General features: G+C 64.7%; 26 protein-coding genes. 14 read left to right on the top strand and 12 right to left on the bottom strand.

Annotation, left to right across the window (positions count from 1 at the left end; all coding sequences use genetic code 11):
• Positions 1-146 precede the first annotated feature (146 nt).
• Positions 147-1,181: an aspartate-semialdehyde dehydrogenase gene (locus tag LB571_RS02535; protein ID WP_023774477.1), complete on the bottom strand. Its 1,035-nt coding sequence runs from the start codon at positions 1,179-1,181 to the stop codon at positions 147-149.
• Positions 1,182-1,638: 457 nt separating this feature from the next.
• Between LB571_RS02535 and LB571_RS02530 the strand changes: the two genes are divergently transcribed.
• The 4 genes from LB571_RS02530 to LB571_RS02515 all read left to right on the top strand — a co-directional run bounded on the left by LB571_RS02530 (position 1,639) and on the right by LB571_RS02515 (position 5,456).
• Positions 1,639-3,507 carry a DEAD/DEAH box helicase gene (locus LB571_RS02530; protein ID WP_224592025.1) on the top strand — a complete coding sequence of 623 codons (1,869 nt, stop codon included), beginning with the start codon at positions 1,639-1,641 and terminating at the stop codon, positions 3,505-3,507.
• A 214-nt stretch (positions 3,508-3,721) separates the two neighbouring features.
• Complete coding sequence (locus LB571_RS02525) at positions 3,722-4,450, top strand: DUF805 domain-containing protein (RefSeq protein ID WP_224592022.1); 729 nt, start codon at positions 3,722-3,724, stop codon at positions 4,448-4,450.
• 135 nt (positions 4,451-4,585) lie between these two features.
• Entirely contained in the window at positions 4,586-5,014 is a 429-nt protein-coding gene (locus tag LB571_RS02520) for a polyketide cyclase (RefSeq protein ID WP_015314969.1), read from the top strand.
• Complete coding sequence (locus tag LB571_RS02515) at positions 5,007-5,456, top strand: MarR family winged helix-turn-helix transcriptional regulator (protein WP_140660420.1); 450 nt, start codon at positions 5,007-5,009, stop codon at positions 5,454-5,456. The genes LB571_RS02520 and LB571_RS02515 overlap by 8 nt, the downstream gene beginning before the upstream one ends.
• On the opposite strand, the gene leuB is transcribed toward LB571_RS02515, so the two are convergent.
• From leuB to leuD, 6 genes are all read right to left on the bottom strand, one after another.
• Positions 5,457-6,560, bottom strand: a complete 1,104-nt coding sequence (gene leuB, locus LB571_RS02510; protein ID WP_140660421.1) for a 3-isopropylmalate dehydrogenase — start codon at positions 6,558-6,560, stop codon at positions 5,457-5,459. It lies immediately after the preceding gene.
• A gap of 184 nt (positions 6,561-6,744) precedes the next feature.
• Positions 6,745-7,095 carry a VOC family protein gene (locus LB571_RS02505; RefSeq protein WP_140874527.1) on the bottom strand — a complete coding sequence of 117 codons (351 nt, stop codon included), beginning with the start codon at positions 7,093-7,095 and terminating at the stop codon, positions 6,745-6,747.
• 13 nt (positions 7,096-7,108) lie between these two features.
• Positions 7,109-7,492, bottom strand: a complete 384-nt coding sequence (locus tag LB571_RS02500) for a RidA family protein (protein ID WP_140618274.1) — start codon at positions 7,490-7,492, stop codon at positions 7,109-7,111.
• Between the two features lie 125 nt (positions 7,493-7,617).
• The gene (locus tag LB571_RS02495) at positions 7,618-8,622 is read right to left on the bottom strand and encodes a L,D-transpeptidase (RefSeq protein WP_224592019.1); all 1,005 of its coding nucleotides are present in this window, start codon (positions 8,620-8,622) and stop codon (positions 7,618-7,620) included.
• 154 nt (positions 8,623-8,776) lie between these two features.
• Positions 8,777-9,712: a hypothetical protein gene (locus LB571_RS02490; RefSeq protein ID WP_224592016.1), complete on the bottom strand. Its 936-nt coding sequence runs from the start codon at positions 9,710-9,712 to the stop codon at positions 8,777-8,779.
• 50 nt (positions 9,713-9,762) lie between these two features.
• The gene (gene leuD, locus LB571_RS02485; RefSeq protein ID WP_015314976.1) at positions 9,763-10,368 is read right to left on the bottom strand and encodes a 3-isopropylmalate dehydratase small subunit; all 606 of its coding nucleotides are present in this window, start codon (positions 10,366-10,368) and stop codon (positions 9,763-9,765) included.
• A gap of 154 nt (positions 10,369-10,522) precedes the next feature.
• On the opposite strand from leuD, the gene LB571_RS02480 reads away from it, so the two are divergent.
• The 5 genes from LB571_RS02480 to LB571_RS02460 all read left to right on the top strand — a co-directional run bounded on the left by LB571_RS02480 (position 10,523) and on the right by LB571_RS02460 (position 13,177).
• Positions 10,523-10,993: a GNAT family N-acetyltransferase gene (locus tag LB571_RS02480; protein ID WP_224592013.1), complete on the top strand. Its 471-nt coding sequence runs from the start codon at positions 10,523-10,525 to the stop codon at positions 10,991-10,993.
• An 82-nt stretch (positions 10,994-11,075) separates the two neighbouring features.
• Complete coding sequence (locus LB571_RS02475; RefSeq protein WP_015314978.1) at positions 11,076-11,393, top strand: ArsR/SmtB family transcription factor; 318 nt, start codon at positions 11,076-11,078, stop codon at positions 11,391-11,393.
• Positions 11,393-11,839 carry an SRPBCC family protein gene (locus tag LB571_RS02470; protein WP_224592011.1) on the top strand — a complete coding sequence of 149 codons (447 nt, stop codon included), beginning with the start codon at positions 11,393-11,395 and terminating at the stop codon, positions 11,837-11,839. Before LB571_RS02475 ends, LB571_RS02470 begins: the two co-directional genes overlap by 1 nt.
• Before the next feature lie 41 nt (positions 11,840-11,880).
• A complete protein-coding gene (locus LB571_RS02465; RefSeq protein WP_224592008.1) occupies positions 11,881-12,372 on the top strand; it encodes an SRPBCC domain-containing protein in 492 nt (163 codons plus the stop codon).
• Positions 12,373-12,439: 67 nt separating this feature from the next.
• The gene (locus tag LB571_RS02460; RefSeq protein ID WP_224592006.1) at positions 12,440-13,177 is read left to right on the top strand and encodes a DUF72 domain-containing protein; all 738 of its coding nucleotides are present in this window, start codon (positions 12,440-12,442) and stop codon (positions 13,175-13,177) included.
• A gap of 222 nt (positions 13,178-13,399) precedes the next feature.
• Here LB571_RS02460 and LB571_RS02455 read toward each other — a convergent pair whose 3' ends face one another.
• Genes LB571_RS02455 through LB571_RS02440 form a run of 4 tightly spaced genes read right to left on the bottom strand, consistent with a single transcriptional unit; the run spans position 13,400 to position 18,432 of the window.
• The gene (locus LB571_RS02455; protein ID WP_015314982.1) at positions 13,400-14,566 is read right to left on the bottom strand and encodes an NAD(P)/FAD-dependent oxidoreductase; all 1,167 of its coding nucleotides are present in this window, start codon (positions 14,564-14,566) and stop codon (positions 13,400-13,402) included.
• A 27-nt stretch (positions 14,567-14,593) separates the two neighbouring features.
• The gene (locus LB571_RS02450) at positions 14,594-16,210 is read right to left on the bottom strand and encodes an ATP-binding protein (RefSeq protein ID WP_224592002.1); all 1,617 of its coding nucleotides are present in this window, start codon (positions 16,208-16,210) and stop codon (positions 14,594-14,596) included.
• Complete coding sequence (locus tag LB571_RS02445; RefSeq protein WP_015314984.1) at positions 16,201-16,893, bottom strand: response regulator transcription factor; 693 nt, start codon at positions 16,891-16,893, stop codon at positions 16,201-16,203. Before LB571_RS02445 ends, LB571_RS02450 begins: the two co-directional genes overlap by 10 nt.
• A 3-nt stretch (positions 16,894-16,896) precedes the next feature.
• Positions 16,897-18,432, bottom strand: a complete 1,536-nt coding sequence (locus LB571_RS02440; RefSeq protein ID WP_224592242.1) for a DUF4173 domain-containing protein — start codon at positions 18,430-18,432, stop codon at positions 16,897-16,899.
• A gap of 285 nt (positions 18,433-18,717) precedes the next feature.
• Here LB571_RS02440 and LB571_RS02435 point away from each other — a divergent pair, with 285 nt between their 5' ends.
• Both LB571_RS02435 and LB571_RS02430 read left to right on the top strand, forming a co-directional pair.
• On the top strand, positions 18,718-19,605 hold the full coding sequence (locus LB571_RS02435; protein ID WP_224591999.1) for an HpcH/HpaI aldolase/citrate lyase family protein: 888 nt from the start codon (positions 18,718-18,720) through the stop codon (positions 19,603-19,605).
• 37 nt (positions 19,606-19,642) lie between these two features.
• A complete protein-coding gene (locus LB571_RS02430; RefSeq protein ID WP_015314987.1) occupies positions 19,643-19,849 on the top strand; it encodes a DUF1737 domain-containing protein in 207 nt (68 codons plus the stop codon).
• 14 nt (positions 19,850-19,863) lie between these two features.
• Here the strand turns inward: LB571_RS02430 and LB571_RS02425 are convergent, their stop codons facing one another.
• Positions 19,864-20,286, bottom strand: coding sequence for a metallopeptidase family protein (locus tag LB571_RS02425; RefSeq protein WP_023774502.1), 423 nt, complete (start codon positions 20,284-20,286; stop codon positions 19,864-19,866).
• Positions 20,287-20,464: 178 nt separating this feature from the next.
• On the opposite strand from LB571_RS02425, the gene LB571_RS02420 reads away from it, so the two are divergent.
• The 3 genes from LB571_RS02420 to LB571_RS02410 are packed head-to-tail and all read left to right on the top strand — an operon-like array spanning position 20,465 to position 26,260.
• Positions 20,465-21,508, top strand: a complete 1,044-nt coding sequence (locus LB571_RS02420; protein WP_224591997.1) for an ImuA family protein — start codon at positions 20,465-20,467, stop codon at positions 21,506-21,508.
• Entirely contained in the window at positions 21,450-22,928 is a 1,479-nt protein-coding gene (locus LB571_RS02415) for a DUF6504 family protein (protein ID WP_224591995.1), read from the top strand. Before LB571_RS02420 ends, LB571_RS02415 begins: the two co-directional genes overlap by 59 nt.
• Complete coding sequence (locus LB571_RS02410; RefSeq protein ID WP_224591993.1) at positions 22,925-26,260, top strand: error-prone DNA polymerase; 3,336 nt, start codon at positions 22,925-22,927, stop codon at positions 26,258-26,260. The genes LB571_RS02415 and LB571_RS02410 overlap by 4 nt, the downstream gene beginning before the upstream one ends.
• The last annotated feature ends 58 nt before the right edge of the window (positions 26,261-26,318 follow it).

The raw sequence follows: 26,318 nt of genomic DNA, 5'->3' as shown, positions 1-26,318 counted from the left end.
GCCCCTGCCGGGACCTTCTCCCCGTATAGTGACGGGGAGAAGAGGGCTAACGGCCGGGGGCCGGGCCCGCGACAGCGGGCCGCCGGTCGTCCGGCGCCCTCGCGGAGGGCCAGCCGCGGCAGCGGCGGTGCGGCCCGTGAGCGGGATTATGCCGCCTTCTTCTTCGGCTGGATAAGGCCGCGCTCGACCAGGAGCTCGGCGATCTGCACGGCGTTCAGCGCCGCGCCCTTGCGCAGATTGTCGGAGACGATCCACATCGACAGGCCGTTGTCGATGGTCGAATCCTCGCGGATGCGCGAGATGAAGGTGGCGTCCTCGCCGGCCGATTCCAGCGGCGTGATGTAGCCGCCATCCTCGCGCTTGTCCAAGACCTGGCAGCCCGGCGCATCACGCAGGATGTCGCGCGCCTCATCGGCGGTGATCGGCTTCTCGAACTCGATGTTGACCGCTTCCGAATGGCCGATGAACACCGGCACGCGCACGCAGGTCGCCGTCAGCTTGATCTTGGGGTCGAGCATCTTCTTGGTCTCGGCGACCATCTTCCATTCTTCCTTGGTAAAACCGTCATCGAGGAAGACATCGATATGCGGGATGACGTTGAAGGCGATGCGCTTGGTGAACTTCTTGACGTCGACGCTGTCGGCGACGAACACCGCACGCGTCTGCGTGAACAGCTCGTCCATGCCTTCCTTGCCGGCGCCGGATACCGACTGGTAGGTGGCGACGACGACGCGCTTGATGGTGGCGAAATCATGCAGCGGCTTCAGCGCCACGACGAGCTGCGCCGTCGAGCAATTCGGGTTGGCGATGATGTTCTTGCGTGTGAACAGCGAGATCGCGTCCGGGTTAACCTCGGGCACGATCAGCGGCACGTCCTGGTCGTAACGGAAGGCCGACGAATTATCGATGACGACGCAGCCCTGCTTGCCGATCTTCGGCGACCATTCCTTGGAGACATTGCCGCCGGCCGACATGATGCAGATGTCAGTGTCGGAAAAATCATACTGGTCGAGCGGCCTGACCTTCAGCGTGCGGTCGCCGAACGACACTTCCGTGCCCATGCTGCGCCGCGAGGCGAGCGCCACGACTTCGCTCACTGGAAAGCCGCGCTCTTCCAGGATGTTGAGCATTTCCCGGCCCACATTGCCCGTGGCGCCGACTATCGCAACCTTGAAACTCATAAAAATCTCCTGTCCCTCTCCGCTTGGTTTTTGGAGAAAACCCGCCGGCCAAGTGCGGGTTCCGTCCCCCGGGCCGGACCCGGGAGAGGGTGGTTAGGCCAAGGGAATCACACCGTTTTGGTGGTGCTTTTGGTGGTTTTCCTGGCCAAGAATAGGGTTTTGCCGGAACGAGGCGACGCAGCGACGCGCCCGGCCCAATGATTCGCATTGAGGCTGGGGGCATCGAATGCAAGAAGAGCCATCAAAAGGCCGCGCATCGAAAAACGATCCCGTTCGAAGCGGGCTTTTACGCGGTTTGCGGCAGGAGTCAATTGGCGGCACGCCGCATAGCCTTCATGGCACCCTGTACAAGAAGGGCGGCAGGAAGTACGAACGGCCAAGATTGTTTGGCTGGCGCCGCCAGCCCCCGGCATGTGCTCCATGATGAGCGCAGAACCCTGAATTCCGAAAGAACGAGATGTCCAATTTCGATGGTATTGTTCCCGCGCTGGCACAAGCGCTGGAAAAACGCGGTTATTCCGACCTGACACCGGTGCAGAAGGCGGTGCTGGAGCTCGGCCAGGCCGACGCGCTGGTGTCGGCGCAGACCGGCTCGGGCAAGACCGTCGCCTTCGGCCTTGCCATGGCGCCGACGCTGCTCGACGGCGCGGAACGTTTCGGCCCGGCAGCGGCGCCGCTGGCATTGGCGGTGGCGCCGACACGCGAACTGGCGCTGCAGGTGACGCGCGAGCTCGAATGGCTCTATGAGCCAACCGGCGCCACGGTGGCGTCCTGCGTCGGCGGCATGGACATGCGCACCGAACGGCGCGCGCTGGAGCGCGGCGCCCACATCGTCGTCGGCACGCCCGGCCGGCTGCGCGACCACATCACGCGGCATTCGCTCGACATGTCGACGCTGAAGGCCGTGGTTCTCGACGAGGCCGACGAGATGCTCGACCTCGGCTTTCGCGAGGACCTCGAATTCATCCTCGATGCCGCACCGGCCGAGCGCCGGACGCTGATGTTCTCGGCCACCGTGCCGCGCTCCATCGCCACGCTCGCACAGGGCTATCAGCGCGATGCCGTGCGCATCTCGGCCGCCGGCGAGGAAAAGCAGCATCTCGACATCGAGTATCGGGCGCTGAATGTAGCCCAGGCCGACCGCGAGAACGCCATCATCAACGTGCTGCGCTTCTATGAGGCCAAGAACGCGCTGGTGTTCTGCAACACGCGCGCCGCCGTCAACCATCTGACCGCACGCTTCAACAACCGCAATTTTTCCGTCGTGGCGCTCTCGGGTGAACTCAGCCAGAACGAACGCAGCCACGCGCTGCAGGCGATGCGCGACGGCCGCGCGAAAGTCTGCATCGCCACCGACGTCGCGGCGCGCGGCATCGACCTGCCCAATCTCGAGCTGGTGATCCACGCCGACCTGCCGACCAATCCCGAAACGCTGCTGCACCGAAGCGGCCGCACGGGACGTGCCGGGCGCAAGGGCGTCAGCGCGCTGATCGTGCCTAACAGCGCCCGCAGGCGCACCGAGCGGCTGCTGCAAAGCGCCAAGCTGACGGCGACCTGGGCGAGCCCGCCCTCGGCCGACGACGTGATGCGGCGCGACGACGAGCGCATTCTTGCCGACCCGGCTTTCGACGAACCGGTCAAGGATGACGAGCGCGAGTTCATCGATGCGCTTCTTAGCCGGCACGGCGCCGAACAGGTGGCGGCCGCCTTCGTGCGCCAATGCCGCGCCAGCCGCTCGGCGCCCGAGGATCTCATGGACGTCGCGCCTTTCACGCCATCGCGTGAAAGAGCGGCGGGCGAAAAGTTCGCTCATCGCGACGAGGCGCCCAGCCGCCGCGACGATTTCGGCGACAGCGTCTGGTTCTCGCTGTCGGTGGGGCGCCGGCAGAATGCCGAGCCGCGCTGGCTGATCCCGATGCTGTGTCGTGCCGGCAGCATTTCCAAGCGCGAGATCGGCGCCATCAAGATGCAGCCGGAAGAGACGTTCGTGCAGATCGCCGCCGACTGGGCGGAGCGCTTTCTCGCCGCGATCGGTCCCGACCGCAAATTGCAGGGCAACATCGTGGTCAGGCGGCTGGACGGCACGCCGGACCTGTCGCGGGCCGGCTATCAGCCGCCGAGCCCGGACAAGAAGCCGCATCGCGGCAAGGCGCCGTTCGACCCGAACGCGCCGAAGCGCAAATTCGAGAAGCGTGCACCGGCTTCAGTCGACCAGCGTCCGGCCACCACGCATGAGGCAAAGCCGTGGGCGAAGAAGCCGGGCAAGCCGAAATTCGACAATGCCGGTCCGCCAAAAAACAAGAAGGCGAAGAAGCGGCCTTCGTAAGAATCCAGACTGGCCGCGCTCTGCTTCAGGCCGGCCCTGATGGCCGCCCAGCTTGCCGACGCCAGTGTCGGCCGGAGCTGTCTGGCGATGTGCCCGGCCAGGGACGCGCGGCAGGCATCGGAACGCTTGGCTGTCATAGCTATGGGCGGCTTGCCCATGGGCTTGGGCCTGTGCCACATCTTTGGCAGGGAGCAGGCTATAAGGGGGCGGGCGGATGCGCGGCGAAGTGCTTCACTATGACCAGGACCAGGGCTTCGGCTTCATCACCGGAGCCGACGGCAGCAGCTACACTTTCACCCGCGAGAACCTGCGTCGGCAAACCGCCATGCCCAACGGGACGGCGGTCGAGTTCCAGCCGGGCGGCGGCCAGGCGCGCGACGTCTTTTCGATCGCTGGCCAAACCACCGCAAGCCCGGCCGTGAACTCGACGGTTGGCGCAGCAATAGATGCGGCACCGGCCCAAGCCGGCACCGCATCCACAGCGGGCGGGCAGGCGCAGCATTTCGGCCGATCCAGCGAGAGCGCAACCGCCGAACCCAGTGATCTCTGGGGCTATTTCTGGCGTGGACTGACGCAGAACTACTTCAACTTCGCCGGCCGCGCCCGCCGCAAGGAATATTGGGGCTATTGCCTGTTTTGGGTGGTCTGCCTGCTGATCGTCGGCGGCATCGGCATCTTCACCGATATCGAAATGGGCAATTTCGACACAGATGTCTCGGCGGTGGTGACGGTCGGCCTCTGCGGCACCTTCCTCCTGGCGACGCTCCTGCCCGGCCTCGGCATGACCGTGCGCCGGCTGCACGATATCGGCCTGTCGGGCTGGCTCTATCTGGTGATCCTGATCCCCAGCATCGGCAGCCTGATCATCCTGGTCTTCGCGCTGATCCCGACCCAGGCGCGTGAAAACCAGTGGGGACCGATACCGGCGGGAGTCAGGGTTTAGGAGCCAGATCCCTCGAAAAGTCACTCCAAAAACGACGGTTCAGCCGATCTTCGTCACAGACGAAGATTCCGCTTGCTATTTAATCCGTGCACAGATAGTCTATGTGCAGATTAAATAGGTGAATGGAGCAAGACGATGTGGACCAATGAATACACCGCGACTTCCCCCCTTCCTGCGCAAGCCATCTGGAATGCGCTCAAGGCCTTGCATGAAGGCCGCCTGACTTATGAAGGCTCCGATACCTTCGTGCTGCATGGGCCATTCGCCAAGGGCACCCGCGTCTCGGTTACGCCGGTCGGTCAGGACACGTTCGAATCGACCATCGTCGATCTCGTCGAAAACGTGACCTATGCCGATGAAACTTCGTTCGGCGACACCAAGCTGCTGTTCCGGCACACTCTGGTGCCTGTCGAAGGCGGCACGCAGGTGACGCACCGGCTCGATATCTCAGGTCCTTCGGCCGCCGAGGTCGGCCCGGAACTCGGGCCCCAGATCAGTGGCGATTTCGACGTGTCGATGGCCAAGTTGTTCGAGCAGGCGGAGGCGTTGGCGAACCATGGCTGAACTCGACACGCGCTTCAAGGGCGGGCCGTCGGAGAGCCCCGGCTTGCTGCTCTGGCGAACCACCATGCGCTGGCAGCGCCTCATGACGGCGGCGCTGGCGCCGCTCGACCTGACGCATGTCCAGTTCGTGCTGCTCGCCTCGGCGATGTGGCTTGGCCGCAATGGCGAACCGCCCAACCAGGTGCAGCTCGCCGCCCAGGCCGGCACGGAGGTGAAGATGACCTCTGACGTCGTCGCCCGGCTGGAGGCCAAGGGTTTGATCGCACGCGAAGCCGATTCCCGGGACTCCCGGGCCAAGGTGATCCGCGTCACCGCCGCCGGGGCGGCGGCCGCCCAGCAAGCGATCGTCGCCGTCGAGGCCGCCGACTCAGCGTTTTTCGAGCCGGTGGACGAGGCGCGGCTCGTCGGTCTGCTGCGGCAGCTTGCCGGCGAGATCCGCTGATTATCCCAGGAACTTGGCGATGATCGCGTCGCCCATTTCGACCGTGCCGACCTCGGTCATGCCGGGGGAGAAAATATCCTTGGTGCGCAGGCCCTGGTCGAGCACGGCGGCGATAGCGCCTTCAAGCTTGTCGGCTTCGTCGACCATGCCGAAGGAATAGCGCAGGCACATGGCGAAGGAGGCGATCATGGCGATCGGGTTGGCGATGCCCTTGCCGGCAATGTCGGGTGCCGAACCGTGCACCGGCTCGTACAGCGCCTTGCGCTTCTTGGTCTTGGCGTCAGGCGCGCCGAGCGAGGCCGACGGCAGCATGCCGATCGAGCCGGTCAGCATGGCGGCGATGTCGGACAGCATGTCGCCGAACAGATTGTCGGTGACGATGACGTCGAACTGCTTTGGCCAGCGCACCAGCTGCATGCCGCCGGCATCGGCCAGCATGTGGTCGAGCTTGACGTCGGAATAGCGTGCCTTGTGGGTCTGGGTGACGACCTCGTTCCACAGCACGCCCGACTTCATGACGTTGCGCTTTTCCATCGAGGTGACATGGTTCTTGCGGGTCCGCGCGAGCTCGAAAGCGACGCCCGAAATGCGCTCGATCTCGAACGTGTCGTAGACCTGCGTGTCGATGCCGCGCTTCTGGCCGTTGCCGAGATCGATGATCTGCTTGGGCTCGCCGAAATAGACGCCTCCGGTCAGCTCACGCACGATGAGGATGTCGAGGCCTTCGACGACTTCCTGCTTCAGCGAGGACGACGCGGCCAGCGCTGGATAGCAGATGGCGGGCCTGAGATTGGCGAACAGCTCCATGTCCTTGCGCAGGCGCAGCAGGCCGGCTTCGGGGCGCACCTCGTAAGGCACGGCATCCCATTTCGGGCCGCCGACGGCGCCGAACAGCACCGCGTCCGCAGCCATCGCCTTTTCCATGTCGGCGTCGGAAATCGCCGCGCCGTGCGCATCGTGAGCGCAGCCGCCGACCAGGCCCTCGTCGGTGACGAAGCCACTGCCGAGCTTTGCGTTCATGGCCGAGATCAGCTTCTTGACCTCGGCCATCGCCTCGGGGCCGATGCCGTCGCCGGGGAGCAGGAAAAGATGCTTCGTTGCCATGGTGAGCCGTCCTAGAAAGAATGCGTTTCGGTTTGCACGGCGTCCTTCGCGCGCCAAAGAGGCGCGCGGCGCTGTGCGACGCGGCCTTGCTAAACGCCAAGCGGTTGCAGCGCAAGGGGAGGACGAAGGACCTGTCGCCGCTGTCCCGCCGGCATGTCCAAGTTAGTGGCCACGGAAGATGGGCTCACCGGTGCGAGAGAATGTTGACCAGCCGGCCCAGCGGATCGCGCACATAGAAGCGCCGCACGCCCCAGGGTTCATCGGCGGGCCCGTATTCGACGGCGAAGCCGGCGCCCTTCATGGCTTCGAATGCCGCATCGACATCGTCGACCTCGATCGACAGATCCGGCACCGGCGTACCGGACCCGCCTTGCGTCATGAAGCTGACCTGCAGCTGCATCATGTCCTCGGAACCGTAGGTTACGATCCAGCCCTGATCCATCAGGATGTCGAGGCCAAGCACGTCGTGGTAGAAACGGTTCGCCGCGGCCACGTCCGGCGTTTCGATATTGGCCACGATACGCCGGACCTTCATGGCGGAAGTCTCCTCACATGGTACGCCGCAGCGCCGTCACCTCGATCTCGATCTTCATTTCCGGCTTGTTGAGCTGGCAGACGATCATCGTCGCCGCCGGCCTGATGTCGCCGAATGTCTCGCCAAGGATCGGGAAGACGACATCCACGAAGGCCTGGTCGGTGATGTAGTAGTGCGCGCGCACCACGTCGGATATCTCGAAGCCGCCGTCCTGCAACGCCTTGCCGATCGTCGCCAGGCAATTGCGCGTCTGCGCCTCGACACTGTCCGGCATCGTCATGGTGGCGTAGTCGTAGCCGGTCGTCCCGGACACGAAGCACCAGTCGCCCTGCACCACGGCGCGTGAATAGCCGGCGGTCTTTTCGAACGGCGAGCCGGTTGAGATGAGCTTGCGCATGGGGGAGCCTCGCATTGTTGCAGCTACTCTGGAGCGAAAACCCGATCCTGCCATGGGCCAATGCGGATGGATCGGCGGTGCAGAAACTGTGGCCCCGACGGGCCAGCTCTCTTTCCCGCGATGCGTCAGCCGGGTTGGCCTTCGGCCGATTCAGCCGTTTCTCCAGTGAAGACAACCTTTGTGCCTTTGTGCACCTCAAGGGCGAGGTCTTCGGCATCCCAATTGGTCAGTCTGATGCAGCCATGCGAAAAGGTCTTCCCGATCTTGCCTGGTTCGGGCGTGCCGTGAATGCCGTAACTTTCAATGGACAGATCGATCCAGACCGATCCGACAGGATTGTTTGGTCCGGCAGCGATGGTGAAGGGTCGTTTGGTCTTCACGCCCTTGAAGGCGAAGCGGGGATCGTAGTGATAGGTGGGATTGTGGACCACGCGTATGACTTGTGCCTCGCCGCTCGGCGCCGGCTTCTCTTCGCTTCCAATCGAGGCGGGGTAGACCGAAACCACTTTGCCGGAATTGTCGAGAACGCGAACCTGGCGCGCGGCCTTGTCGACCTCGACGCTGACAACGGCTGAGGGCGGATCGCCTCGGTCGATAGCCGGCACCAGCACCTTTGCGCCCGCCTTCCTGAAGCTGATGCCCGGGTTGAGCCTGCGCAGCAATTGTTCGCTGATGTGGAAGTGCTCCGCGATCCGTTCCAGCGAGCTGCGGTAGCCGAGTCTGCGCAGGCTAGCCATTCTTTCCATACTGGCCGGAATGCGCTTGGTGAACGGTCCACGCACGTCCTTGCGCGTCAGCTCGTAGTTCACAAGAACCGCGCCCGTTGAGGTTGCGACCAGCTTGTCCCAGGTCTCCCGGTTGAGCTTGCCATCGGCGGGCAGGGCGTTGGCCGCCTGAAATGCCCGGACCGCCTTGGTGAAGTTCTCCGCCTGGCGGCCGTCAATCAGGCCAGGCGAGAAGCGCGCGCGATCCAGAAGGACCTGTGCCTTCAACACGCTCGCGTCGACGCCCTTCGTTGCGGCGTCGGTGAATTGGGCGTTGTTGACGGCGGCTGCGTCCAGCTTTGCCGCCTCTGTGGCGCCAGCCGCGAGGGCGAACAGAACAAGCGCCAGAAGAACGAGCCTGACCATCGATGTTACTCCAGGCACTGCCGCGCGAAACTGCTTCTATGACGCCGCGCGGCCGATCTGGTTCCATTTGTCCCAGCGAATATCGCCGTTGACGCGGTCCTGCCCGAAACAAGGGGGGCAGAGCCCTGGAGGCGCCCTTCGCCGGAAAGGCTGGCTAGTTCGCCGACCCCAGCGCCTTGTCCAGCGCTTCCTTCACATCGGCCGGCCATGTCGACAGCGCCGGCCAGGCGTTCGGTTGGCCATTGTCGCCGCGGCGGGCGAAATAGAGCTGGTGCTTGGCCGGGTCGACGGCCATGAAGCCGTCATTGCCGCCACAATCATGCGGCACGCAGCCGCTGGCGAAGAAGGCGCCGGACGCGGTCTTTTCCGTGCCGCCGCCGACCAGCAGGCTGGTCGCCATATCGGGCATGTCCTTGCCGAGCAGCTTTTCGGCTTCCTTGTAGACAGCCTCATTGTGGAAGGCGTCGATGATGTTCTGGTACTTTTCCGGATCGATGTCTTTCCAGTCGGTGCCGGGTTCGGGCATGTAGGTGAGATTGCCCGAAATCGTCAGCCCATCCGTCGGCGACCACTGCAGGGCCGGCTTCTGGTCCCCCGGCAGGAGATAGGGCACGAAATAGATGGCGTTGTCGGACACTCCCGCGGGCGGCGCTCCGCACTCGTCCTGCTCGACCTTGGTGCTCTGGATGGCGCCGCCTTCCGGCTTCCAGACGATCACCGTCGCCGGGCCGCATTGATTGCCGCCATCGCCAACATCGAACAGGGCCACCTTGATGCCGCCAACCTCCACAATCTTGTCGAAGAAGAGATCGTAATTGCTGGCCAGCTGCTTACCGTCATAAGCAAGCACCTTCTCGCCGTCCTGCTCCGGCTGCGTGATGGTGAGGTGGCCGCCTTCGAACGGCACCGGCGCCTGTTTGTCGTCATCGGCGGCGTCGGCGGCGTTGGCTCCCGCATCCTGATCGGTGGCCGGCTTTTCCACCGCCGGCGCCTGTTGCGCGGCGGGCGTCTGGGTCTGCGCGAGCCCGCTCGCGGCGGGCGCCAGCAACAAGGCCAGCCCGCAAACGCCGGCAAGAAGCTGATGTCTCATGACTGTCCCTCCCTCGACCCGGCCCGGAAAGGGCCGGTCCTGGCGGCCGCTCAGGCCCAGGGGCGCAGTTCGGCGTTCTTCTTCTCGAACGAGGCGATGGCGCCTGCCTTTTCCATGGTCAGGCCGATATCGTCCAGCCCATTGAGCAGGCAGTGCCGCTTGAAGTCGTCGAGGTCGAAGGTGACCACGCCGCCGTCCGGGCCACGGATTTCCTTGGCTTCGAGATCGACCGACAGGGTGGCGTTGGAGCCGCGCGATGCGTCGTCCATCAGCTTCTCCAGGTCCTCGGGGCTGACGGTGATCGGCAGCACGCCGTTCTTGAAGCAGTTGTTGTAGAAAATGTCGGCGAACGAGGTCGAGATGACGCAGCGTATGCCGAAATCGAGCAGCGCCCATGGCGCGTGTTCCCTGCTCGAGCCGCAGCCGAAATTGTCGCCGGCAACCAGGATCTGCGCCTTGCGGTAGGCCGGCTTGTTGAGCACGAAATCCGGATTTTCCGAACCGTCGTCCTTGTAGCGCATCTCGGCGAACAGGCCGGTGCCAAGCCCGGTGCGCTTGATCGTCTTGAGATAATCCTTCGGGATGATCATGTCGGTGTCGACATTGACGATCGGCATGGGAGCGGCGACGCCGGTGAGCTTGGTGAATTTTTCCATGGCTTTGGCCCGTGTTTTCGTTGCGGGGGGATTTGCTGAGGCCCGGTTTACACAAAGCCGCGGGCAAATAAAAGGCAACTGTTCGTGCGTGCCGGCACGAGGGCGCTGTGCAAAACAGCTTCGAATTCACCGCTCGATGGTGCAGTCTGGTCCAATGGTGGAAAACTCCCACGTTCTCTATGCGCGCGAACCGGCGCTCGGCATTCCCGAATTCCGCCGCGTGCTGGTGGAATCCGGTCTCGGCGAAGTCCGGCCCGTCGACGACGAGGCAAGGCTGAAGGCGATGCTGGAGGGCGCCAGCCTGATTGTGACCGCCCGTCTCGACATGGCCCGTCTCGACAGGGCCGGTCTCGACATGGCCGGTCTCGACATGGGAGGCAGGCCGCTGATTGGCGTTGCCCGCTGCCTGACCGACTTTTCCTGGGTCTGCTACATCAGCGATCTTGCCGTCTCGGCCAAGGCGCAAGGCCTGGGCATCGGCAAGGGACTGATGGACGAGGTGGCCCGGCAGCTCGGACCGTCGGTCGCCATCAGCCTGATTTCCATGCCGGACGCTGTCGGATTCTATGAACGCATCGGCATGAAGCGCGTGCCCGACGCCTTCTGGATCTCCCGCCAGCGCTGACTTTTCCTCTGTGATCCATCCATCGTCAACGGTGAGCGACCTTGTCGCTTGACATGCAACCAAATGGTTGCATATTAAAGCCATGAGCATGGATGCCGTCTTTCGCGCCCTGGCCGACCCGACACGCCGGCAATTGCTGGACAGCCTCCATGCCAGGAACGGACAGACGCTCAATGCGCTGTGCGCGGAGATGGCCATGACCCGCCAGGCGGTGACCAAGCACCTGGCGATCCTGGAAGAGGCGAACCTCGTCACCACCATCCGCCGGGGCCGAGAGAAGGAGCACTACCTCAACCCGGTTCCGATCAATGAGATTGCCGAACGCTGGATCGGCAAATTCGAGCGCCACCGGCTTGATGCATTGAGTGATCTGAAGAAACGCCTCGAAAGGGAAGACTGATGAGCAACAGCTTCGTTTACGTGACCTATATCCGCACCACGCCGAAGAAACTCTGGGACGCGTTGACCGACCCGGAGTTCAACCGGCAGTTTTTCCTCTGCTCCTATCAGGAGAGCGATTGGAAAGTGGGCTCCAGCTGGAAGCTGATCTTCCCGGACGGCCGTGTCGCCGACAGTGGCGAGATTCTCGAGATCGACCCGCCACGACGCCTGGTCATCAAATGGCGCAATGAATGGATGCCCGAGATCAGGCAAGACGGCTACACGCGCTGCACCTTCACCATCGAGCCCGACGGCGAGCTGATGAAACTTGCCGTCACCCATGAGGCGGACGGCCCGCACAGGCTGATCGGCAATGTCGCCAAGGGCTGGCCGCTGGTGCTGGCCAGCCTGAAGAGTCTGCTCGAGACCGGCAAGGGATTCGAGCGTCCGCCATCGAAAGCTTGAACTCGTTTCGCTGGCGGAACAAATTTCACGTGGAGGCATCGATGATGCACGCTCTCAGGGTGCGGAGCATGACCAATGGCGAGACGATCATGGCATCGGCCGAGATCGGCGCGCCTCCCGAACGCGTCTTCGGGGCGCTGGTCGGCAAGGAAGCCGAGCAATGGTGGGGGTCAGCCGATACCTACCGGATGGCCGACTGGTCGGCCGACCTTCGCGTCGGCGGCCGCTGGACCGTTGTCGTGCGCACTGCCGGCGGTAGGGACCTGCCGGCCGGCGGCGAATTCCTCGAAATCGAAACACCGCGCCGGATCGTGCAGACGTGGGCCCATGGCTGGGACCATCCCACGCTTGGCCGGCGACAAACCAGGGTCGCCTGGCTGCTGGAGCCTATCGCCGACGGCACGCGCGTCACCATCTGCCATGGCGGCTTTGGCGGGCGGCAAGAGGCGGCGGCTGAACATGCCGAGGACTGGGCCCGGGTGCTGGCCTGGCTGCAGGCGCATGTCGAGGCTGGTAGGCTGGCCGCGGCCTGATCGGCGAGCGTCGTCACGCACCCTCCGCACGCCTTGACCCATGCCTCTTCTGGTCCACATCCCTTGCATGGGAAAACAGGCATGTTTCATAGGCACGGCTGGCTGGGGCATTCCGACACGATACAAGAATTATTTCCCGCAACCGGGATCGCATCTCGAACGCTACGCCCGGCACTTTCCAGTCGTCGAGATCGACACGTCCTTCTACAAGCCGCACCGCCGCGAGACCTATGAGCGCTGGGCACGCGCCGTGCCGCAGGATTTCCGCTTCGCCGTCAAGATGCCGAAGGCGATCACCCATGAGCGCCGTCTCGTGGACTGCAACGACCCTTTGCAAAGCTTTCTCCAGGAGGTTGAAGGTCTCGAGGGAAAGCTGAGCGTGCTTCTGGTGCAGCTGCCGCCGAGCCTGCCCTTCGAGCCCGATGTCGCGAGCGATTTCTTCGACATGGTGGACACCCGAACCGAAACCAGGCTGGTCTGCGAGCCGCGCCATCCCAGCTGGTTTGAAGCAGAGGCTGAAGCGCTTCTGGCCGTTCGCCGGATCGGACGCGTTGCCGCCGACCCCGCTTCAGTGCCATCTGCCGCGATGCCGGGCGGCTGGCCCGGCCTCGCCTATTTCCGCTGGCACGGCGCGCCGCGCGCCTACTATTCCGACTACGATGCCGACAGCCTCGACCGGTTCAGCCGGCAAGTCGAGGCCGCCGCCGCTTCGGGTGCCGAGGTCTGGGGAATCTTCGACAACACGGCCGGAGGCAATGCGCTGGGCAACGCGCTCAAGGTTGACGCCCAGACTTCGTCATTCTAGGGCGAAGCAAGGAGCGCAGCGACGCGGCGCAGACCCTAGAATCCATGCCGCGACGTCGACTTGTCGCGACAATACGCGCCAATCGGCACCCCCTTCGTTCCGCGCCGTTAGAACACTACGACAACGGCATGGATTCCAGGGTCTCCGCGACGTCGCTTCGCTCCTGCCCTGGAATGACGAAGAAACTGAGCGCCTGGCAAACCCGCGAGGCAGCCCCTGACCTCAAATCACATTCAATTCCCGGAAGGCCCGCCCTTCGGCGACGCGCGCGTAGCCAAATGCCGAGCAGTCGATCGTCCGGTAGCCGCCATGCACGATCAGTTCGGCCAGCGCCTTGCCGACCGCCGGCGCCTGTTGCAGGCCATGGCCCGAGAATCCGTTGGCGAACAGGAAATTCGTCACTTGCGGGTGCGGGCCGATCACGGCGTTCTGGTCCAGCGTGTTGTAGTCGTAGTGCCCGGCCCAGGCGCGCGTAGCCTTGATCGCCTCGAAGGCCGGGATGCGGGTTGCCAGCACCGGCCAGATCACCTCTTCAAACAGCGGCCAGTCGACGTCGAAATCCCCGGGGTCGGCCGGGCCGTCGCCCTCTTCCGGCTCGGCGCCGCCGGTGAGGTAGACCGAGCCTTCCGGCCTGACATAGATGCCGGAGGGATCGACCAGTAATGGCATGTCAGTGAATTTGTCCCGCGCGTCGAACACGAAGACGTTGCGCTTGCGCGGCTCGACCGGCAGCGAAAGCTGGGCAAGGGCGGCGACCTTGCCAGCATTCGGCCCGGCGGCATTGATGACGGTGCCGGCCTCGAGCCGATCGCCATTGTCGAGGCTGACGCCGGTGACGCGGTCACCCTGCCGCTCGACGCCGGTGACCGACGCGCTGATGAAGTCGATCTTCTTCTGCCGCAGCGCCTTGCGAAACAGCATCAGCATGGCATGCGCGTCGAACCAGCCCTCGCCGGTCCGGCCATAGGCGCCGGCGGTGATGCCTTCGGCCGACAGCCAGGGGAAGCGGCGCGTCAGCTGGTCGGCGTCCTCGAGCAGGATGTCGGCGCCCTCGGCGACCTGCGCTTCGTGGTTGGCTTTCAGGATCGGCAGCCCGGCCTCGCCGGCAAGGATGAGGTAGCCGCCCTCGCGAAAACCGATATCGGCGTCGGTGCCGAATTCTTCCTTCAGCCGCCGAAACAGTTTCAGCGTGAACTGCGACAGGCGGATGTTTTGCGGAATGGAGAATTGCTGGCGGATCGAGGCCATGGACAGCGTCGTCGCCGCATGGGCGAATTGCGGGTCGCGCTCGATCAGCGCGATCGAGCCGGAAAACCCTTCCTCGCGCAGATAGTAGGCGATCGAGGACCCGACGATGGCCCCGCCGATGATGACGATGTCGTAGCGCACTTTTTTCTCCGATCCGCCGTTCGCAATCTACGCGACCGGCAAAGTGATCTCGAAGCGCGTGCCGCGCTCGGAGTCAACCAGCCGGATCGTACCATCATGCGCTTTCAGGAGGGCCAGCACGATGCCAAGCCCCATGCCGGTGCCGCCCGTATCGCGTCGCGTGGTGAAGAACGGCTCGAAGATGCGCGCTTGGTTGCTTGGCGAGATGCCGGCGCCGTCGTCGCCGACCAGCACGGTCGCCTTGCCGCCGGCACTTGCGGCGGTGATCGAAACCAGCGTCGCGCCGTGTCTGGCGGAATTGTCGATGAGATTGGCAAGCACGATCGCCGCGTTCTCGGCCGAGATGCGCAAGGCCAGGTCGCCACCGGCCTTGACTTCAACCGCCAGCCTGGTGTCGACGGGAAGCAGGGCCAGCGCCGCGCCGACCGAGGTGCTCTCGCCGCTGGGTGCGAGGTTTTCGGCCCGCGCCAGGTCGAGCAGCCGCCGGACCAAAAGGTTGAGCCGCCATGCATCGGTGACGATATTGTCGGAGAAGCGCCGCCGCTCGTCATCGTCCATCGCGCTGCCTGAATCGCGCAGCAGTTCGGCCGCGCCCTGGATCGCCGTCAGCGGCGATTTGAGTTCATGCGAGACATGGGTGGCGAAGGTCTGGATGGCGTCCGAGCGCGCCTGCAGTTTTTCGGCCATGTCGAGAAAGGCGGCGGAAAGCTCCGCCATTTCTCGCGTGCCATGGTGGTCGAGAGGCCGGATCGCGTCGCGTTCGCCGGCGGCGATGCGCTGGGTGCGGTCGATCAGCGCGTAGATCGGCCGGCTGACGGTGCGCAGGAAGACGAGGCCGATGAGCAGCGTGCCGCCGAGAATGGCGATCGCCGCCGCCGTCACCTTGCCGCGTTCGCCATAGAGATGTTTTATGATGTTGTTGGGCGTCCGCGAGACATAGACCACGCCGGCGACCTTGCCGTCGACGGCCACCGGCAAAGCGACGAAGACGCGCACCTTGGTGCCGCGGCTGACCGAATAGAGCGGCGGCGCCGGCTGGTTGGGGATGCGCAGCCGGAGCGCGCTGGCATAGCGTCCGGCAAGTGCTGCGCGCACCTCCTCGACCCCAGCGAGCGACTGCCCGGTCTCGTCGCGCCCGGCAATCACCACACCCTGGGGATCGAGCAGCCGGAAGCCGGCCAGCGTGGTCTTCTGCGTCGCGTCGAGAATGCCCGCCAGCCGCGCGCCGATCGCGGCGAAAGCGGGATCGATCGTTGCGGGAATCCCCGCCGGCCGGGTCGCAAGCACGTAGTCCGAGGCGAGATCGAGCCGCGGCTCGATCGGCCGATAGGGCGAATCGAGATTGGCGCCTCGGCTCGCATAGCCATTGGCCGGCGGCATCGCCACGCCAAGCTTTTCCGGTGAAATGCCGGCGTCGCGGACCTCCTGCGCATAGATGGCGGCGACGGCCGCGCCCTGTGCGATCAGTTCCGCCTCGGTCTGGCGGATCAGCTGGTTCTCATAGAGGCGGAAGAAGAACAGGCCGACCAGCGGCAGGGACATTACCAAGATCAGGATGGCGACGACGACCGTGGCGAGGCGCGGCCGCCATTTGCGGCCGATCCACTTGCTGCCAATCGATTTGCTTGATGTCGTCAGCCGCATCGGCCGAGCCGGAAGCCGACGCCATGCACGGTCTCGATGACCTCCGGGCACCCCACGGCCGCCAGCTTGGCCCGGATGTTGCGGATATGGCTGTCGACGGTGCGGTCGGCGACATGGATCTTGCCGGCATAGGCGTTGGCCATCACCGCGTCGCGGTCGAGCACATGGGTGGGCCGCGCCAGAAACCCTTTCAGGATCGAGAACTCGATCGCCGTCAGGGCGAGCGGCTTGCCGTCGAAGGCGGCCGCGTGGCTGGCCGGCGCCAGGGTGAGCTTTCCCTGCGCGAACTGCCTGTCGTCGGCCAGTTCCGGCGCCGCCGGACGGGCGCGGCGCAGGATGACGTTGACACGGGCGACGAGTTCGCGCGGGCTGAACGGTTTGGTGACATAGTCGTCGCCACCCATTTCGAGCCCGAGGATGCGGTCGATCTCCTCGTCGCGCGCGGACAGGAACAACACCGGCACGTCTGATGTGTGACGCAGCCGCCGGCAGACCTCCAGCCCGTCCATCTCCGGCATGCCGATGTCGAGCACGACAAGGTCGGGTGTGCTTCGTTCGATTGCCTGCAGGGCGGCGGCGCCATCGGAGACGGCAGCCGTTTTCATGCCGGCCTTTTCCAGCGCGAAGCAGATCACTTCGCGGATATGCGGGTCGTCGTCGGCGACGAGGATGTGATGCGGCATGGATTAGCGATCCGGCACGGGTTCTGCGACGCTGGGAACAATAGGCCGCCTGTTGTCGAGATAGCGAAGCAGGCGCCAGTCGCGGAAGCTCCAGCTTCGCCAGTTTTCCTGCAGGCTGCGATACCAGCCTTCATCGACACCGCGCAACCTTGCCAGTTCGCCGACGGCACCGGCATTGGCTGTCCCGCGCTGACGATCGAAGAAGCGATCGAGCGCCGGAAACGCGTCCGGCCCGAGCGAGCGGAGATACCAGGCGTCGAGCGGGATGCCCTGGCCGCTCATTTCGAGGGAATGGTCGACATTGTAGGTGGCGATCATGGCTGCGAAGTTGATGAAACAGCAGGCATAAAGCGTCAGGGATAACGTCAGAAGATTGACGGAGAGCAGCCATTCACTGGATTTTCCGAGCGCGATACGGGCGACGATCAGCGCAAGGCCGGCCGCCACCAGTCCCATCCAGACGAAAGCGGCGACGCGCCAGTAGGTCAGCGCATAGATGCCGACATAGAGGTCGAGCCGCAGGATCGACGAGACGACCAGCATGATGTTCTGTGCCACCCAGGCATAGACCAGCCGGCGGATGAGCGGGTCGGCCGATGTTTCGCTGCCGGGCCTCAGCGCCGCAAGGACAAAGCCGGCGGCCAGCAGCGCGGTGACGATCAAGGGATAGGCGCCGCGATGCGCGTAGGCGGCGTAGCTCAAACCATCGGGAAGCGCGACCCCGCCCCACAGATAGGTGGCGTCGAGTCCGCTCTGCAGCGCAAACAGAATGTTGAAGACGATCAACGCGCGCAGGATGGCGGCCTTGCCGAAGACGATATCCTCGACGGCGTGCCTGTCGGCCGCTGGCTGGGCATCGGCAGGAGGGTGGTTTGGCCTGGCGATGCGGCGCTGAAAGCGCGGCAGGCGTGGCCGCAGAAAGGCCCAGACGCCGGCAAGCACGAATAGCCAGAAGGCAATCCGCGTCAGCTGGATCAGGTCGAGCAGCTTGAAGACGTCGATCAGCGACAGCCAGTCTTCGATGACCGGATTGGCGGCACCGAAAAGGACGACGAAGACGGCGCCCAGCGTCAGCGGCATTACCCAGACCGCGATTGCCGCCAGCCTTATGCGATGTCCGCCGAACCGCCGCGCCGCTCTTCGCCACTGGAGAAAATCGCTGAGGAACCGGAACGGCGCCGCCAGTCCGAACAGCACGATCTGGCCGGCAATTCGCGCCATGCCGTGCCACGGGCGGCCGCTCAGCGAAAGCGCGAACGCCACCAGCGCGGCAAGGGCGATCGAGACGGACAAGGGACTGACAGTCTCGGCGAGCGGCAACAGCGCGACAAGCAAGGCGGCCGACTTGAGCCACACCTTGCCGTCGCTGAAGGCGGCGGGATGCACGGCAATCACCGTGGCGGCAATCAGCGTGGCGAACAGCAAAACCGTGATCCCGGCGGGCTGGCCGTAGAACAGGAAATCGGCGAGCGCGACCAGCAGCACGGCGACGCCGAAGCGGCTGCAATAGCTTGGCGCGGCGCGGAAGAAAGAGGTCACGGCCTGATCTTCCTGATGGCGTTCCTTCGCCATGGCGGCGGGCTCTTGCGGACAAATGGGATGGGAATTGCAGCGGGGTTGGCGCGTTGCGGGTCGACCAGCCACCAGCCTTCGCTGCGCAGTCGGTAAGGTAGACGGGGTTTTGCTCGCTTGTGCATGCCGCCTGTGTCGCAGGCCTGCAGGAAAGCGATGCGGCGGATTGGAGGAGGTTTTCGGCAGGCGCGTGCAGTTTTCGTGCAGGGCTGGCGGCTTGCCTCGACCAATCACACACGGCATAGATCTGGAATGACCGAAATCTACCGCCCGCGCCGCTCCGTGCTCTATGTTCCGGCCTCCAACAACAAGGCGCTGGCCAAGATCGCGCAGCTTGCCTGCGACGCCGTCATCATCGACCTCGAGGACGCCGTCGCCCCCGCCGACAAGATCGCCGCGCGCGAAAAACTGGCCGGCATTTTCGCCAACCGCCCTGATGCCAATGGCCGGCGCCGCGAGATGGTGGTACGCGTCAATGCGCTGTCCAGCGAATGGGGCACTGACGATCTTGCGGCCGTGGCCAAGGCGGAGCCGGACGGCATCCTGCTGCCGAAGGTCGACACGCCGCGTGACGTGCTCGAAGTCGGCGATGTGTTGGACGATAATTTTGCCCCAGACAGCGTGAAACTATGGGCGATGATCGAGACGCCCAAGGCCATGCTCAACATCGGCGCCATCGCCGAACTCGGCCGCGACCCCGCCTCGCGCCTGGATTGTTTCATCGCCGGAACGAATGACCTGATCAAGGATACCGGCGTGCTGGCGACGCCGGATCGCGCCTATCTGCTGCCATGGCTGATGCAGATGCTGCTGGCGGCACGCGCCGGCGGGATCGACATGCTCGATGGGGTGTTCAACGATTTCCGCGACCCGGACGCGTTCGCGCGTGAGTGCACGCAGGCCGCCGCCATGGGCTTCGACGGCAAGACGCTGATCCATCCATCGCAGGTCGAGGCGGCCAACCGTGCCTTCGCCCCGTCGGCGCAGGCGCTGGCCGAGGCGCGCGCGGTGAAGGATGCCTTCGCGCTTGCGCAAAACAGTGGCAAGGGCGTCATCGCGCTGAATGGCAGGATGGTCGAGCGGTTGCACTTGGCGCAGGCCGAAAAACTTCTGGCGAAAGCGGCCGCCATCGGCGCATGATATTCGCCGATTTGGGATACACGACAGGAATTGGACGATGAAACTCTACCGCTTTCTCACCGCCCCGGACGACGCCAGCTTTTGCCATAAGGTGACGGCGGCGCTGAACAAGGGCTGGCACCTGTTCGGCTCGCCGACCTACGCCTACGACAAGAAGACCAAGACCATGCGCTGCGGCCAGGCCGTGGTGAAGGATGTCGATGGCCAGGAATACGGGCCGGATACGAAGCTCAGCGACTGGTAGGGAAACGCCGAGGGCTACTCCGCCGCCTCTTCGATCTTCTCCATATCATCGTCCGACAGGCCGAAATGGTGGCCGATCTCGTGGATCAGCACGTGGGTGACGATGTCGCCCAGCGTTTCCTCGTTTTCGGCCCAGTAGTCGAGCATGGCGCGGCGGTAGAGCGTGATGCGGTTCGGGCCTTCGCCTGTTTGCGGGTTCCAGCGTTCGGCGATGCCGCGCCCCTCGAACAAGCCGAGCAAGTCGAACGGCGTTTCCAGCGACAGGTCGTCCATGATCTCGTCGGTCGGGAACTCGGCGATCTGGATGACGATCTCGCCGGTCAGCTTGCGAAAATCCTCCGGCAGGTGGGCGTAGGCCTCCAGGGCCAGGAACTCCAATTCCTCCATCGAGGGCGCAAGTTCACCATGCCAGGTGCGGGTCTTGTAGATGCGGGCCATGCTTTGTCCTTTGATCCCGGCATATAGGCGTTCGCGCTGGTCGAGGCAAATGACGCCTGCACGCCGGTGTCGCGCAGGAAGAGGAATAAATTCCTTGATGACTCTGCTTGACTCTTCCGATCCCCTCTGGAATCTATAGGAACATAACAGGAACAATTGTGAGTGGAAGCTGACCGTCATGGCGATGACCGCCGTGGCGCGGGAGACTGTTTTTACCCTGCGCCGCCAGATCGCGAAGATCGAGGGAACACTGCCCGAGCGCCTGCAGGCGCCGGCTGGCGCGCCCCTTGATGCTGACGCCGGCAGCGATCTGACGATCGTCCGGCGCGGCCTTGCCGCGGCCTTGCCGGATGCTTTCCTGCCCATCGGCATCGAGCGGCTCGATGCCTCGCTCAGCGGCGGCCTGCCTAAAGCCGCCCTGACCGAAATCCATGGCCTGGAAACCCGCGATGCGGGCGCCGTCGCCGGTTTCGCTCTGTCGATCGTCAGCCTGATCCTCAACCAGGCGCAGGGACTGCCCATCCTGTGGATCGGGACATCGGAAATTTTCCACGAGGCCGGCTTTCCCTATGCCAGGGGGCTGCATGCCTCGTTCGGCATCGAGCCCGGGCAATTGCTGTTTTCCGAGGCGCCCAGGCTTGTCGATGCGCTGTGGATCGCCGAGGAGGCGGCCCGCATGACCGCGCTTGCCGCCGTCATCCTGGAGATCCGCGGCAATCCGCAGCGGCTGGACCTGACCGCGACACGCCGCCTGCATGCGCGGGCGCAAGGTGCCGGCCGGCCGGTGTTCCTGCTGCGGCAGGCGGCCGAGCCCGAACCGACGGCGGCGCCTGTTCGTCTGATTGTCGCGTCGGCGCCGGCCGTACCGCGCGAAACAGTCGCCGGGCCGCTCGCCGGCTCGATCGGCCACCCGGCCTTCACCATCAGCATCGGCAAGAGCCGCACGGCCCTGCCTGGACAATTCACACTGGAGTGGAACCCCGATGAACGCAGATTCGATGAAAGAAGGGGCGAGGAAAGAAGCAGGGCAAGCAACGAATGGGCAGAGAATCCTGTCCCTGTGGTTTCCCTATCTCGCGACCGAAAGGATCCTGCGGCAGCGTCTGGGGAAATCCTGGCGTTCCCGGCCGCCGGATCATCCGCAGCCATCTCATCCACCGCTCGTGATCAGCCATCGCCAGGGCAACGCGCAGCGCATCTCGGCCCTCGACGCGCGGGCTGAGGCGCTGCACCTGAAGCGCGACATGGGGATTGCCGATGCGCGCGCCATGCATCCGTCGATCGACATCGTCGAAGCCGATCCGGAGGCCGACCGGCGCCTGCTCGAGGGCCTTGCCGACTGGTGCGACCGCTACACGCCGCTGGTGGCGCTGGACGGCATCGACGGCCTGTTCCTCGACGTCACCGGCTGCACCCATCTGTTCGGCGGCGAACGCGCCATGCTGGACGAAATCCTGTCGCGCTTCTTCCAGCAGGGTTTCGACGTCCGCGCCGGGCTTGCCGGCACGCCCGGGGCGGCCTGGGCGGCGGCCCGCTTTTGCGGCGACCGCATCGTTCCATCAGGCGAGGAGGAAGCCCTGCTCGCCCCCTTGCCGCTGGCCGCCCTTCGCATAGCGCCGGAAACCCGTACCGGCCTGGAAAGTGTGGGGCTGCGCACGGCGGGCGCCGTCATGGCGGCACCGCGCGCGCCGCTCGCCCGCCGCTTCGGCGCTTTGCTGCTCCAGCGCCTCGACCAGGCGCTTGGCCGTCTCGACGAGGCGATCTCACCGCGTCTTCCCGTCGCGCCGCTTTCGGTCGAGCGTCATCTCGCCGAGCCCGTCACGCTGACGGAGGAGATAGAGCGGCTGGTGGGCATGCTGGCGACGACCTTGAAGACCGACCTCGAACGCCGCGGCGAAGGCGCAAGGAGCCTGGCGCTGCTGCTTTTTCGCGTCGACGGCGCCGTCAGCCGCATCGCGCTCGGCACCTCGCGGCCGATGCGCGAACCCTTGCTGATCCGGAAATTGTTCCATGAAAGGCTGGCGGCACTCGAGCAGCATATCGATGCCGGCTTTGGCTTCGACCTGGTGCGCCTCTCGGTGCTGGCCGTCGCCGCTTTCGACATGCAGCAGGCCGATCTGACCGGCGAAGCGGCCGATGACGGCGCCGACATCGCCCTGTTCGCCGACCGTATCCGCGCCCGCCTCGGCGAGGGCGCGGTTCTGCAGCCGGTTCCCGTGGAAAGCCACCTGCCGGAACGCGCCGTCGCCGTCATTCCCTTCACCGAAGCCCCGCGCCGGACCACACCACCCAAGAAGCCGGACAGGATGCAGGCGCCGATGACCATCTTCCCGCCGGAACGACCGATCCGGCTGTTCCGTTCGCCCGAGCCCATCGAGGTGCCGGCCACCGAAATGCCGGAGGGACCGCCGCTGCATTTTCGTTGGCGCCGCGCGCTTTACCGCGTGACGCGCGCCGAAGGACCGGAGCGCATCGCCGCCGAATGGTGGCGCGAGGCGCCGGGCGACGCGGCGGCGTCGACACGCGACTATTTCCGCATCGAGGATGCCGGTGGCCGCCGCTACTGGCTCTACCGGCAAGGCCTTTACGGCGGCGTCTCGCAAACCCCGCCGCGCTGGTTCATGCATGGGGTCTTCGCATGAACGCGCTGACCGTCATTCCTTATGCCGAGTTCGGCATCCAGTCGAATTTCTCCTTCCTGCGCGGCGCCTCCAAGCCCGAGGAGCTGGTGGTCGCGGCCAAGCTCATGGGCTTCTCCGCGATCGGGCTCGCCGACCGCAACAGCGTGGCCGGCGTGGTGCGCGCCTGGCAGCAGGCCAAGGTCGAAAAGCTTGCCTACCATCCCGGCTGCCGGCTGGTTTTTGGCGACGGCACGCCGGACATTCTCGCCTACCCCAGGGACCGCACGGGCTGGGGCCATCTGTGCCGCATGCTCACCCAGGCCAATCTGCGTGACGAGACCGAAAAGGGCGCCACCCTGCTCCGGCGCGACGACCTGCTCGAATGGGGGGACCGGATGTCGCTGGCGGTCCTGCCCGATCTGGCGACTGGCGCGCAAGACAGTCTGGCTTTGCTCCGTGAACTCAGGGATCGCTTCGGCAGGGCCCTGCGGCTCGGCGTCTCACCCTGTTATGCCGGCCATGATCGCTTCCGGATCGAGCAGGCGGCGGCGTTCGCCGAGAGCACCGGCATCCCGCTGATGGCGACCAACGATGTGCTCTACCACACGGCCGAACGGCGCCCGCTGCAGGACGTGCTGACCGCGATCCGCCTCAATGTTCCGGTCGCCGAGGTGGGGCTGGAACTGACCGCCAATGCCGAACGCCATCTGAAGCCGCCGCTGGAAATGGCGCGCCTGTTCCGCCGGTATCCGCAGGCGCTGGCGGAGACGCTGCGTTTTGCGCGAGAGCTGACCTTCTCGCTCGGCGATCTTCAGTACAATTATCCCGACGAGCCGACGGTATCGGGTCTCGGGCCGCAGGCGGAGCTGGAGCGACTGGCTCGGGAAGGTGCGGCCCGGCGCTTTCCCGGCGGTATCCCCGCCAGCGTGATAAAACGAATCCAGGAAGAGCTCGCCCTGATCGAGCGGCTGAATTACGCCCGTTATTTCCTGACCGTCCATGACATCATCAAATTCGCCCGAGGCGAAGGCATTCTCTGCCAGGGCCGCGGCTCCGCGGCCAATTCGATTATCTGCTTCTGCATTGGCATTACCGAGGTCGGGCCGGACAAGATCGACACGCTCTTCGAGCGTTTCATTTCCGAGGAACGCAACGAGCCGCCAGATATCGACGTCGACTTCGAGCATGAACGGCGCGAAGAGGTGATGCAGTACATCTATACGAAATACAGCTCCAAACGCACGGCGCTCGCCGCCGCCGTCATCAGCTATCGCGGCCGTTCGGCGCTGCGCGAAGTGTCGAAAGCGATGGGCCTTTCGGAGGATGTCAGGGCGTCTCTCTCCGGCTCGATCTGGGGCTGGTCGACCTCGGAACTCGGCGAGAAGGAAGCCAGGGCCGGCGGCCTCGACCGCAGGGATCCGGTGTCACGGCATGTGATGGAACGCGCCAACGAGATCATGGGCTTTCCCCGCCACCTCTCCCAGCATGTCGGCGGCTTCGTCATCACCAAGGACCGGCTCGACGAGATCGTCCCCATCGTCAAGACGGCGATGGACGAGCGCAAGATGGTCGAATGGGACAAGGACGATCTCGATTCGGTGAAAATCCTCAAGGTGGATATCCTGGCGCTCGGCATGCTGACCTGCCTGCAGCGCGCTTTCACTTTGCTCGAGACCCATTACGGCGTGAGAGACGATTATGGCAGGCCATTGACCCTGGATACGATCGCCAAGGAGGATTCCCGTGTCTACGACATGATCTGCCGTGCCGATACGCTCGGCGTCTTCCAGATCGAATCGCGTGCTCAGATGTCGATGCTACCGCGTCTCAAGCCGCGCGAATTCTACGACCTCGTCATCGAGGTGGCGATCGTACGGCCGGGCCCGATCCAGGGCGACATGGTGCACCCCTATCTGCGCCGGCGGCAAGGCAAGGAAAAACCCGAATATCCCAAGGCGGAGCTGAAAGAGATTCTCGGCAAGACGCTGGGCGTGCCGCTGTTCCAGGAGCAGGCGATGAAGATCGCCATCGTCGCCGGCGGCTTCAAACCGGGCAAGGCCGATGAACTGCGCCGTGCCATGGCCACCTTCAAGCGCACCGGCACGATCGGCAATTATCGCCAGCAGATGATCGACGGCATGACAGGACGAGGCTACGAAAAGGACTTCGCCGAGCGCTGTTTCAAGCAGATCGAGGGCTTTGGCGAGTATGGCTTTCCCGAAAGCCACGCCGCCTCCTTCGCCCTGCTCGTCTATGCCTCCTGCTGGTTCAAGACCTTCTACCCGGACGTGTTCTGCGCCGCTATCCTGAATTCGCAGCCGATGGGCTTCTATCAGCCGGCGCAGCTGGTGCGTGATGCCCGCGACCATGGCGTCGACATCCGCGAGGTCGACGTCAATTTCTCCGTCTGGGACTGCACTTTGGAAAAGGCGCTTTTCGACCCGGCCCGCATCCTGCCGCGCCATGCCGAAATGCGCGGTGTCATCGAGACTCAGCATGCGGTGCGGCTCGGCTTCCGGCAGATCAAGGGACTTTCCAAGGAACGCATGGAGGTTTTCGTCGAGCGGCGCGGCGCCGGCTACTCGACGGTCCGGGATGTCTGGCTGCGCTCCGGCCTCAATGTCGACGAGATCGAGAAATTGGCGCAAGCCGACGCCTTTCGTTCCATCGGCCTCGACCGCCGCGCGGCACTATGGGAGGTCCGCGCGCTCGACGGCAAGAGTGCCGCCGAGAAGCTGCCGCTGTTCGACCAGCCGGCGCTCAGCCTGCGCGAGCTGGAGCCCGAGACGAAGCTGCCGAAAATGCCGCTCGGCGAGCATGTCATCCATGACTACCGCTCGCTCGGCCTGTCGCTGAAGGCGCATCCGGTCGCCTTCCTGCGCGAGCGGCTCGACCGCGCCGGCATCACTCCCAATGCCAGCCTGCCTTCCGTGCGCGACGGCAGGCGGGTCTCCGTTGCCGGGCTGGTGCTGGTGCGCCAGCGCCCCGGCAAGGGCAACGCGATCTTTCTCACGCTGGAAGACGACAAGGCCGTCGCCAACGTCATCTTCTGGGAAAGGACCTTCACCCGTTTCCGGCCCATCGTCATGGGTGCCCGGTTTGTGAAGGTCACCGGAAAACTGCAGTCGGAATCAGGTGTCGTCCATATCGTCGCCGAGAAGATCGAGGACCTGACGCCCTGGCTGACCGTGCTGCTGGAGAAGGTCGGTGCGGCCGCACTGCCGGCCGCCGATCCTTCGGACCGCTCCGGCCAACCCGCAATTCGGCCCGCGATGCTGAAAGACGAACGGGATCTCGCAACGCTGTCGGAAGAGGCGGAGAGGGTCATGCCCAAAGGGCGTAATTTTCAGTAGGCCCGACCACCTTCGTCATCCACGGGCGAGCAGGAGCGAAGCTCCGTCGCGGCGACCC

Source organism: Mesorhizobium sp. BR1-1-4, assembly GCF_020165375.1.
GTDB classification, from domain to species: Bacteria; Pseudomonadota; Alphaproteobacteria; order Rhizobiales; family Rhizobiaceae; genus Mesorhizobium; species Mesorhizobium australicum.
This window is presented reverse-complemented; position numbering and strand designations above follow the sequence as displayed.